An 11,541-nucleotide genomic window follows, 5' to 3' on the forward strand; every position below is an offset into this window, starting at 1 on the left:
TTCATCCCCCACTGATTGTTAGTTGAACCAATCGGGCTAATATGGTCAGTTGATCGCGCACCTAGTTGATTCGTTTTTATCTTTCCACTTGAGGTGGGCGTCTTACTGACCGTTGATACGGGATAAAAAAACTCCGAATAGCATGTCGCCACTCAGAGTTTCATTTATAATTCGTTTAATACATCTTCCACAACTGTCCATTCTTCGTCTGTTTCAATTGGTAGTAATTCCTCAATAATGCCGTCCTTACCAGGTACATATTGCGCAGCAAAAATATCTCGTTCCTCAAATGGCTCGTCCGTTGCAGGCACGTAGAGTACATACGACTTACCAAATTGTTCTAGCGCAAACGTATGAATTACCTCACACACTTGATCATTGCCCTCTTCATCTGTCACAGTAATCAGTTGTGGTTCTTCTTCAAATTCTTCAAGAAGCGTTAAGACAACTTCATTAATCATTTCCCATTCTGCTTCTGTGTCAACAGGCTGTAAATTTGTCATGTCGCCATTGTTATCATCATAATCGAATGTCATGGCCGAAATATCACCAGGAATTTCATGGCCCTCTGCATCAATTAGCGAAAACAGTACATATGATTTCTCCTCTGCATCAAAAGTAAAGACTACACGGCATTTTTGCTCTTTGCCATCCTCACCCATTATCATAAACTCTTGTGTTTCCTCGTTCATTCGAAAATCCCTCCTTATTTATATCAAATGCTTTAGCATCTTTACGTCCAGATTTCATATTTATCTTAGACTATTTTTTGCAGTCAGTAGAAGTTTATTTTCACTGAACACAGTAAAAAAGGAACAAGGACCGCACATTGCCATCCTTGTTCCCACACTTCAAATAGAAAAACGATTATTCTTCGTCTTCATCCTCTAAAGCGTTTAAAACGTTCTCCACCATATCCCATTCTGCTTCCGTTTCGATAGGTGTCAACTCACCATCTTCGCCGTTTTCAGATGGTACGAAAGAAGATACGAAGATTTCTACAGAACCTTCTTCATCTTCTTCAGCGCCTACCATTGCATAAAATACATATGATTTGCCAAATTCAGGAGACTCGTGTACGTGAATCACTTCACAAAGCTGCTCGTTTCCGTTTTCGTCAATTACAGTAATATGTTGTACATGTAATTCTTCTTCATGGTTATGCTCTTGTGCCATGTCTTTCACCTCATCAGTTAGTTTTTGCTATCTAAATAGCCTTGTAAAATCATCACAGCAGCCATCTTATCAATAACCTGCTTGCGTTTCTTGCGACTCACATCCGCTTCGATTAGCATGCGCTCGGCTGCCATCGTCGTTAAACGTTCGTCCCATAGCTTGACCGGTAGTGAAAATGTTTCTTCTAATAACTTTTTATAGTTTTCAGAAGCTTCACCACGGGGTCCTACCGTATTATTCATGTTTTTCGGGAACCCTACAACAAATTCAGTTATAGTATATTCCTTCACTAGCTCGGCTAAACGGTCGATGCCGAACACGCCATTTGCTTCATCAATTTTTACGGTTTCAATACCTTGTGCCGTCCAGCCTAGTGCATCACTAATTGCAACGCCAACTGTTTTTGACCCAACGTCTAATCCCATAATTCTCATTTCTAGTCCTCGTTATTCTTTTTGATATAAAATTTAACAAGCTCTTCTAGAATTTCGTCACGCTCAAGCTTGCGAATTAAATTACGAGCATCCTGATGGCGAGGAATATACGCCGGATCACCAGAAAGTAAGTAACCGACAATCTGATTGATAGGATTATATCCCTTTTCCTCTAATGAAGAATGTACTTTCAACATTACCTGCTTGACTTCCTGTTCCATTGACTCTTCTGGAAAATTAAATTTCATCGTTTGATCAAATGAACTCATGACCAGCACCTCGCTTTCAGAAATAAGGAGATGTGCAAAGAAGCTCATCCCCGATTTCTCTTTATTATAACCGATTTGGCGAATTAATTAAATGGATTTAACGTAATCATACACAGAAAGTAGCGCTTCATCAAGTTTTGATGCATCTTTTGCACCTGCCATCGCCATATCCGGACGACCTCCACCTTTACCACCACAAGCTTCCGCTACCATTTTCACGATATTTCCAGCGTGATAGTTTCCGCCAACTAAATCTTTTGTTACGCCAGCACAAAGCATCACTTTATCGCCATCACTAGCACCTAAAACGACAATAGCTTTAGTCATTTTTACTTTTAAATCATCCATCATTTGACGTAATTGATTATTATCCTTCGCTTCTACTTTAGTAGATAGGACGATTACATCACCAATTGTTTGTGCTGCGTCCACGATTGCCCCTGCTTGTGCGTTGGCAATTTTTTGTGATAATGCTTCATTATCACGTTGTAATTCTTTAAAGTCCGCTTGTAGTGCTTGTACTTTTGTCACAATATCTTTTGGATTCGCTTTTAACAACGCTGCTGCGCCGTTTAAGTACGCCTCTTCTTCTTTTACAGCTTCGTAAGCAACTTTACCAGTAACTGCCTCGATTCGACGAGTACCTGCACCAATACCGCCTTCAGAAACGATTTTGAAGAAACCAATTTCAGAAGAGCGTTTTACGTGAAGACCACCGCAAAGCTCAATAGAGTAGTCACCAATGGATACAACGCGTACGACATCGCCGTATTTTTCTCCGAATAATGCCATTGCTCCCATTGCTTTTGCTTCATCAATACCTTTTTCTTCAATCACGACTTCAATATCATCCCACACTTTTTCGTTTACAATACGTTCAATTTGCTGTAATTCTTCTTTTGTTACTTGGCCGAAGTGAGAGAAGTCAAAACGCAAACGATCAGGACCAACATATGAACCAGCTTGATTTACATGATCACCTAATACGTCTTTCAACGCACGTTGCATAATATGTGTAGCTGTATGGTTTTTAATAATTAGATTACGCTCATCACGATTGACTACCGCTTTTACTGCATCTTCAACATGCATTTCACCAGATTCCACAATTACAGTATGCAACGGTTGTCCATTAGGCGCTTTTTGAACATCCTTGACAATTGCCGTGAAGCTATCATTAGAAATGACACCACTGTCAGCAATTTGTCCACCCATTTCAGCGTAGAATGGTGTTTTTGCTAATACAACGAACGCTTCTTGGCCTTCAGAAGCCACTTTTGCCACTTGGCCGTAAACAATGATTGCCGCAACTTCTGAATCTACAGACAATGTATCGTAACCAACGAATTCACTTGCCACGGTTAAGTTTGCTAGTACTTCATTTTGTACTTGCATGGAGTCTACATCTTGACGAGCTGCACGTGCACGCTCACGTTGTTGTTCCATTGCAACCTCGAATCCTTCATGGTCAACTTTCATGCCCACTTCTTCTGCATATTCTTCTGTTAGTTCAATTGGGAAACCATATGTGTCATATAAACGGAATGCATCTGCACCAGGAATATAGTCATGGCCCACTGATTTTTGAGCTTCAACGACATCGTTAAAGATTGCTAAGCCGCCATCTAATGTTTCGTGGAAGCGAATTTCCTCATTTTTAATAACACGTTGGATAAATTCACATTTCTCTGTTACTTCAGGGTAGAAATCAACCATAACCTCACCCACGGTTGGAACTAATTCAAACATAAATGGTTTCTCGATACCAATTTGTTTTGCATAGCGAACGGCACGACGTAGTAAACGACGTAAAACATAGCCGCGACCTTCGTTGGAAGGAAGTGCACCATCACCTATTGCAAACGCGACTGTACGAATATGGTCAGCAATGACTTTGAACGGTGTGTTAATGTCTTCTTCAGATCCGAAGATTTCACTTAACTCTACTTCAGCTGGACGTTTATATTGACGGTTTGCTAATTGTTCAATTTTTTCAATAATCGGCATGAATAAATCCGTATCAAAGTTTGTTGGGACGTTTTGTACCACTGATACAATACGCTCTAGTCCCATACCTGTATCAATATTTTGCTTTGGTAGTGGTGTATATGTGCCATCAGGATTATGGTTGAATTGAGAGAACACCAAGTTCCAAATTTCAAGATAGCGCTCATTTTCACCACCAGGATACATTTCTGGATCATTTTCATCTGAGCCATACTCTTCTCCACGATCATAGAAAATTTCAGAGTTCGGACCGGATGGACCTTCTCCAATATCCCAAAAGTTCCCTTCTAAACGGATTAAACGCTCTTCTGGAATGCCAATTTCGTTATGCCATACATCATAGGCTTCTTGGTCTTCTGGGTGTATTGTAATTGATAAAAGTTCTGGATTAAAGCCCATCCATTTTTTATCTGTTAAAAATTCCCACGCGTAATGAATAGATTCTTTTTTGAAATAGTCACCGATTGAGAAGTTTCCAAGCATTTCAAAGAATGTATGGTGACGAGCTGTTTTCCCGACGTTTTCTATATCGTTTGTACGGATTGATTTTTGTGCATTTGTAATACGTGGATTGTCAGGAATAATACGACCATCAAAATAAGGTTTTAGTGTTGCAACACCTGAGTTAATCCATAATAACGATGGGTCATTGATAGGCACAAGTGGTGCTGACGGCTCATGATGATGTCCTTTTTCTTTAAAAAATTCTAAATACAAACGTCGAATTTCTGCTGCTTTCATGTGGAAAGTTCCTCCTCTTATCTACGTAAAATTACGAGATGAATCCGCAAAATAAACAAAAAAAGTCCTCATCCCAAAAAAGGGACGAGGACTTGTTATTATCTCGCGGTACCACCCTAGTTGTAAGTATAACCTACTTACCTCTCAAGCACTTGTAACGTAAGTGAACGGCAGTGATTAACTGCACTCTGGAGTAGCTTTCGGCATTTGTTAGTCGTGAGGATTTTTCCAGCCTAGAAATCCCTTTCTTGTCCACGTACAAATACGTACTTGTTCCATCATCGTTTTTACTATTATACAGTAAATTATAAAAAAGATTGCAAAGAGTGTCAACGTTCATCTTATTATAAACTAAATACCGCTCAAAGGAATTGCTGTGAAGATTTTCTATACACAATACTAAATATATTGAATAGCAAAAATACTGTAATCAACATCCATTTTTAGAACGATACGCTCCCCTTTGAAATCTTCTATGCACTGTTAATTTAGCTTTCACTTGCCATCTTTTCAAGCCACTCTTTTATATTTAGTTCGATAACTCCAAAAGTTCCTTTTTCTTTTCATATCCTACGGAATCCATTCAGGGAGTACAATTTTGTCAAAGCACAATTATAGTCTATCCCAACAGTGAAGCGTTCATTTCTTGAATTTGAAATCTTCTTTATAGACCCTATAATTTTATGCCCATCGCCAATCTAAACGTTCCCAAAATATACATTTTTTATCAATGAAAAAATAAGTTATACTTAAAATAGTATCGTGCTATAAAGATACACTATAACAAGGAGAGGATTATTATGCACAAGCAGAAACATATGACAACAATGACGATTGGAAAAAAATTAGGCTTAACTTTTTTCTTTGCACTTATCATTCCGAGCCTACTCATTGCTATAACGTCGTATTCAGTCGCAAGAAATGAAATAAACGATACGATGCATACAAGTGCCTCACAAAATGTTGCGGTTGTCGATGAATTTATCAACAAACATATCCAACCGATTGTAGAAGATGTGACTTACTTTGGCAACTCACTAACAGAGGGCACTATCTCTCAAGAAGAACGCGCTATCCTCCTACAAAGCATGCAGCAATATTTCGATACGAGTAAAGGGCTTGTTTCCTCATTTATTGGTACTGGAAATGGAGAGATGATTCAAGTTCCTAATCTCGGATTATCTGGAAAAAAAGATTTCGATCCACGTACACGGGATTGGTACACGAACGCCATTGAAGCACAAGGAGAAGTTGTTATATCTGATCCGCACGAATCTGCTTCAACAGGAGACTGGGTTGTGACGATTTCCAAAAAATTTAAAAATGCCGATGGTGTATTTGCCGTCAATCTTAAAATGGAAGAGCTAGCAAATTTAATTGGTACCATACATATTGGAAATGAAGGTTATGCTTTTTTAATAAGTCGTAATCAAGCAATTATTTCACACCCAACAATTGAGGTTGGTACAGATATTTCAGATGAATCTTGGGCATCAGCGATGTTAGAGGGCACAGACAACTTTATTAACTACCGATTAGATAATGAAGAAAAGCAAATGCTTGTTCAACAAAATGCATTAACCGGATGGCATGTAGGTGGGGCGATGTCAGAAAGTGAAATATCTAATGCGACAAAACCTATATTTATTTCTACACTCATCGTTGTATGTCTTTCTATAGCCGTATTCGGTGTCATTTTATATGTCATAATCCGTACAATTACACGCTCACTAGGCTCTATGATCAATGCAGCTAAAACGATGAGTGCAGGTGATTTACGTGCTAAAGTCATCAGCAAGAAAAAAGATGAAATCGGCGTTCTCGGAAAAGCCTTCCAAAAAATGAGCGATTCACTGCGCGATGTATTATCACATATTCACGAAAAATCAACTTCACTACTTGCTTCCTCAGAGGAATTAAGTGCGGTTACAGACGAAAACTCACGTGCTACAGAACGGGTGTCACAAGCTGCCATCGCCGTTTCTGAAGGTATCGACAAGCAAAATGCCAAATTAGTAGCAAGCTTTGATACACTAGAGCAAGTTTCAAATGACATTCATCAAATTTACGAAAATACAAATATCTTAACGCAAAAAGCTGAAAAAGCTGAAGCAACTGCTGATATAGGTCAAAATGTCGTTGCATCTACTCAAAAACAAATGAGAACAATCGAGGGCAAAATTAACGAGCTTTCAACCGACATTACAACCGTGAATACGTATGTCAAAGAAATTGACGAAATTTTGGCAGTTATTACATCCATATCTGAGCAAACGAATTTGTTGGCACTAAATGCTGCCATTGAAGCAGCACGTGCAGGTGAGCATGGTAAGGGCTTTGCAGTTGTAGCAGATGAAGTTCGAAAGTTAGCCGAACAAACGAACCAATCCTCCTCACAAGTTCGTCAAATAATTACCGCTATTCAACGTGAGGCTTCAAAACTAGCAACATCAATGGATACAAGCCATAGCGAAGTTACTAAAGGATTACAAATGTTTACACAAACTGAAGAGAACTTCCATGAAATGAAAACATTCATTGAAGAAATTAATGATCAGCTCCATGACGTATTAGATAAATCAAAAACGATATCTACAAATAGTCATCAAGTAGTAGGCGATATGAAAGTGATAGAAGACATTTCACTTTCTTCAAAAGATGAGGTAGAGGCAATGGCACAGGCGACTGTTAAACAAGCATCTGCTATGCAAGAAATCGCTGCGACTGCTGAAGCACTAGAAAAATACGCAGAGGAATTGCAAGAAGAAGTACGTACATTTACGCTATAAGTAAAAGAGCAAGAGAAATCACTACCGACTTCTCTTGCTCTTTTGCACTTAATATAATCAAATCTTTTCCTCACTTAGTCAAATGATAACCTGCAAAATCAATCGTGTTTTACGGGCTACAATTATTTAATTTTCACTTAAAAAATCTTCCACTCGCTTCACTAAATATTCCCTATTATAAGATTGGTAAAGCATGCTCGATAAGCGTACAGGATCTCCGAAAAAATAGCGTTCATATAGTGTTTGCCTTGTGCCGAAACTACTCATTGTTAAATCCCAGGCAAGACGGAATTTTTTCACACGTTCCTCCCCACCATCACGGGACGATTGTAAATAATGTTCTAAGTCACCATCATCTGCTGCAAATGCTTTTTCACTTGGAATGGACATTAATCCACTTGCCCCGAGCAACTGGATTATTTCCGTAAAGGTAGGATATACTTTAGGGAAAATTTGAATAGCGACTTGCAATGTTGGGTGATCGGGTCTAATAAAGCCAAACGCATCTCGCTTTGCATCTATTTCAGATTTTAACAGCAGGGCCTTCAGCGTTTCTAGTGTAACAATGACTTCTACAACCTTTTGCTGAACATGCTGATAGTCACCAATATTTATCGTATCCACAATGGACTGCACAACACCTAATACAAATTCAGTCTTTGCAATCTGGCGTGACAACACTTGATGTAAAGTGAAGGCTTGGAAACCACTAACATTCATAAAGTTATTAGCGACTTCCACATTTTCAAAATAAAACACGCGTTCCCATGGTACTGTTACATTATCAAAGACGACAATAGCATCCATTTCTTCAAAGCGAGCACTTAGTGGATTATCAAAAGTTGATTCACCACCTACAAATGACTGTCTACATAAAAATTTCAACCCTTTCGTATTACTTGGAATCGAGAAACCAAAACCTTTTCCTTCGTCATAGCCATTTGTCGATAATACAAGGAGCTCATCTGTAATTCCTCCTTGTGTCGCAAGCAATCTTGCCCCTTTAATAACTAAACCTTTAGCCGTTTTCTCCACAATTTTAGCTGCAATCGTTAATTCTTCATCTTCATAATAAAATCTTTTTCTATTTACTTGTGGCTCAATAAATGTATGAGTCATTGTCAGATCATGCTCGCGGGCATATTCATAAAAGTTAAGCAGATGATCAGGAAAACAATTAGGTTTATCTTTTAGATACTCCGCAGCCGATGCTAGAGCCATTAGCGTTGTATTCATATAATCAGGACTTCTTCCCATAAATCCATGACTACTTAAAGCCCACTCCCGAGCTGCATGACGTCTTTTCACCAAATCTTCAGTGGTCACAGCTTGAAGGAAAGACATACCCACCCGCTGCTTACTCGTTGGTGACACATAAGTCATCTTATCATGAAACACCTCATCATATTGCAAATCAAAGAGCTTCGCCTGACTCTGTATCACACCTTTGAATGCTGGATGCTCCGAAATCTTGCCCTTAATAATTTCTCCATCTAACGAAATATACGTTTGCAATGCATCTATACGATTAATATATTGCTGTCCTGTAATTGCTGGCATACATTCACCCCTAATTGTTACCTATGTTTTTATACTTATTAATATATGTTTTTCCGCCACGATCTGTTCCAAGATAACTCAAACTGTATTACATCAATTCATCAAAAACAATTAACTGTACTACTTTTTAAATACAGATAAAAATTTGATAATTGCCATTATTTATCAGTCACATTAGAAGAAAACGTTTCCAGTAAGCACTTTTAAAACAAGTTCATTTTTGCGTCACATTCATCTAAAAATCTTTTTCTATTAGTACAAGCTCGCTAGATTTTTAGTACAGGAGGGTGTATGCTAACATCGTAAACAAAATAAATACACTATTCACCCAAAAAAGGAGAAAATATACATGAATTCTCAAATCATTTCCTACGTAGCTAAAATGGAAGCTGCTTTAATGAACAAAATGGAGGATCACAACGAAGAGAACTTGTTATTCTCTATCGCTTCCAACTTCATTGCTGAAGAAAAAGATCAATTCAAAAATGTTTGCCAAGCATATGAAGTTGTCAAACATCACTTAATTGGCTTTCACTAATTTCTTGTATTCTGAACATGGCTAACATCTACTACTGCACCAAACCCGCATCTTATCACGAGGATGCGGGTTTATTTGTGTGATATAGACATATTAAAAAGTAACAGAAAACAGGTCCGTAAAAAGCCACTTCCTTTCCCCCTCTCTATAAAGGTATCAAGGAATTGCAGACCCACCAGAGAAATCCGAAAAGGCAAACAGATAAATAGAGGCACTGACCGTATAAATCACCACACTTTTTGTAAAAAATCAAAAGGTTTCGAGAATGCTGAGCACTCTCAAAACCTTTTTTCTTCAAACTGAATTTAAATCAGATTGGGCAATTTGCTATTTGGCGTACGGGGAAACCATTTTTTGGAATTCCGCAAATGATGTTTTTTGATCGCTATACAAACGTTTAATTTGATAGGCATCATCATATGGATTATTATAGCCAGGCATTGTTGAAAACGCCATTGAAAATCCAGCTTCTTTTACAGCGTAAATCGTATTGGAATTGTATTGACCAAAAGGATAGGCAAATGCCTTGGCACCAGGAATGATCGTTAAGCTACGTTTTAAATCCTGTACCACTTCATGATATGGAATGAGCAACATTTTTCCTTTATTCCCCACAATATCATGTAAGTTATACGTATGTGACTCATACGTAAAAACATCTTGCATATTAGCCATATCTTGTCTTGAGATTGCCTGTAAGTCTGTATAATCAAACATTTGCTCCGCTGGCGAATGTTCATTACGATACGTAATTAAAAATTGCGTCGCTTGAAAACCATGTTTTTTTAGCACAGGATACGCATATTCACGTGTTGATAATAAGCCATCATCAAATGTTAATACGATCGAATACGCAGGCAATGTAATTTCATTTCGCATAAAACGTAATAATTCATCTATACTTACTGTTTCATAATTTTTACTTTTTAAATACTGCATTTCATTGGCAAACTGAACGTCTGTCATCGTTGTACTAACATTTTTAAAGCGACCAAGCTCATGTTCTTTTAAAAAATGGTGATACATCATCACAGGTACTCCTCGGTCTAATGCTACCTTTGAACTGTGAATATAGCCTTCACGTCCTCCAAGCGTAGTCACATACCAATTCGCTTCTTTTCGCAAAATCGGATATCGGCGATTTAAATCTAGTTTCGCAAATGGTTGTAATTTACCTGAAGAACGATCATAAATATCACTATTAGCAGAAATAGGAATGAAATATTGGTTTTGCACCGCATTATCTTTCCCTATATTTTTATAGGCAGGTGTATGAACAAATTTCACTTTCGATCTTTCAGCATAGACGAAGGTTTTGCCCCAACGCACTTGTACATAGGTCGCATCTTCCGCATTTGTCACCTCTAGCTGTTGTCCCTTTAATAAAGTAGCTATTGCCATCACATGATTTTCTCGACGCAAATCATAGAGTATGGTGTTTTCTAACGCTTCAATATAGCCATTTTCTTTACTTGGCAGTGTTGGTGTAGGTTTCTCAGTCGGTTTAGTCGATGGATTTGTTGTGTCTTCACCTTTTTCTTCTTCAACAAACTTACTATGTACATATCCAAGTCGGCCGTTCACAGCAATACCATACCAACTGCCCATCTTACTATAAATAGGGAAACGAACACCTTCTGACAGTGTTGCAAACTGTACCAGCTTGTTACCAGTATTATCATAAATCGGCGTGACGCTCGTAGCCACTATATAATCTTTTATCTGTACAACTGATGGTACGGTATTTTTATAGGTTGTAGTTGGCACAACTGTTGTAATACGTTTATCAACATACCCATAATTACCGCCCCATCTAATTTGCCACCAATTGGCTCCGTAATCTTTTGTTACAACAAAGGTTTGTCCAGCTGATAATGTTCCTACTTGTACAAGTGAGCCTGAACGATTATCAAAAACTGTTGCTTCCTCATTTACCTGAATGACCGTATTATTTGCATGTACTTCTTGCGCTAACGGCAAAAGCAGCATAAATAGGAGCAATAAAACGATGCGTTTCACTTTCTTCA

Annotated in this window: 9 protein-coding genes, 1 pseudogene and 1 other annotated feature; of the genes and pseudogenes, 2 read left to right on the forward strand and 8 right to left on the reverse strand. The window is 38.2% G+C overall.

The genetic code is table 11. The features are described from left to right. Nucleotides 1–164: 164 nt before the first annotated feature. From ACOMCU_RS05745 to alaS, 6 genes and pseudogenes are all read right to left on the reverse strand, one after another. Nucleotides 165–461 (reverse strand): DUF1292 domain-containing protein, encoded by a 297-nt coding sequence (locus ACOMCU_RS05745; protein ID WP_329600453.1) that lies wholly within the window; start codon nt 459–461, stop codon nt 165–167. Continuing rightward, nucleotides 441–692, reverse strand: a pseudogene (locus ACOMCU_RS05750) (DUF1292 domain-containing protein); the annotation flags it as partial. The gene ACOMCU_RS05745 and the pseudogene ACOMCU_RS05750, both read right to left, overlap by 21 nt. A gap of 175 nt (nt 693–867) precedes the next feature. Further along, the gene (locus tag ACOMCU_RS05755) at nt 868–1,176 is read right to left on the reverse strand and encodes a DUF1292 domain-containing protein (RefSeq protein WP_010859978.1); all 309 of its coding nucleotides are present in this window, start codon (nt 1,174–1,176) and stop codon (nt 868–870) included. Between the two features lie 17 nt (nt 1,177–1,193). Next, nucleotides 1,194–1,610 carry a Holliday junction resolvase RuvX gene (ruvX, locus tag ACOMCU_RS05760; RefSeq protein WP_010859979.1) on the reverse strand — a complete coding sequence of 139 codons (417 nt, stop codon included), beginning with the start codon at nt 1,608–1,610 and terminating at the stop codon, nt 1,194–1,196. Between the two features lie 2 nt (nt 1,611–1,612). Continuing rightward, on the reverse strand, nt 1,613–1,879 hold the full coding sequence (locus ACOMCU_RS05765) for an IreB family regulatory phosphoprotein (protein ID WP_004226839.1): 267 nt from the start codon (nt 1,877–1,879) through the stop codon (nt 1,613–1,615). An 87-nt stretch (nt 1,880–1,966) separates the two neighbouring features. Then, a complete protein-coding gene (gene alaS, locus ACOMCU_RS05770) occupies nt 1,967–4,627 on the reverse strand; it encodes an alanine--tRNA ligase (RefSeq protein WP_421049642.1) in 2,661 nt (886 codons plus the stop codon). A gap of 77 nt (nt 4,628–4,704) precedes the next feature. Next, nucleotides 4,705–4,918: a binding site (T-box leader), on the reverse strand. Nucleotides 4,919–5,427: 509 nt separating this feature from the next. Here alaS and ACOMCU_RS05775 point away from each other — a divergent pair. Beyond that, nucleotides 5,428–7,416 (forward strand): methyl-accepting chemotaxis protein, encoded by a 1,989-nt coding sequence (locus ACOMCU_RS05775; protein WP_010859981.1) that lies wholly within the window; start codon nt 5,428–5,430, stop codon nt 7,414–7,416. A 126-nt stretch (nt 7,417–7,542) separates the two neighbouring features. On the opposite strand, the gene hpaB is transcribed toward ACOMCU_RS05775, so the two are convergent. Next, the gene (hpaB, locus tag ACOMCU_RS05780; protein ID WP_010859982.1) at nt 7,543–8,976 is read right to left on the reverse strand and encodes a 4-hydroxyphenylacetate 3-monooxygenase, oxygenase component; all 1,434 of its coding nucleotides are present in this window, start codon (nt 8,974–8,976) and stop codon (nt 7,543–7,545) included. Nucleotides 8,977–9,325: 349 nt separating this feature from the next. On the opposite strand from hpaB, the gene ACOMCU_RS05785 reads away from it, so the two are divergent. After that, nucleotides 9,326–9,514, forward strand: coding sequence for a hypothetical protein (locus ACOMCU_RS05785; RefSeq protein WP_010859983.1), 189 nt, complete (start codon nt 9,326–9,328; stop codon nt 9,512–9,514). Between the two features lie 327 nt (nt 9,515–9,841). Here ACOMCU_RS05785 and ACOMCU_RS05790 read toward each other — a convergent pair whose 3' ends face one another. Next, complete coding sequence (locus ACOMCU_RS05790; protein ID WP_421049643.1) at nt 9,842–11,533, reverse strand: polysaccharide deacetylase family protein; 1,692 nt, start codon at nt 11,531–11,533, stop codon at nt 9,842–9,844. Nucleotides 11,534–11,541 lie beyond the last annotated feature (8 nt).

The organism is Lysinibacillus sp. UGB7, from assembly GCF_049058285.1.
Taxonomy (GTDB): domain Bacteria; phylum Bacillota; class Bacilli; order Bacillales_A; family Planococcaceae; genus Lysinibacillus; species Lysinibacillus sphaericus_B.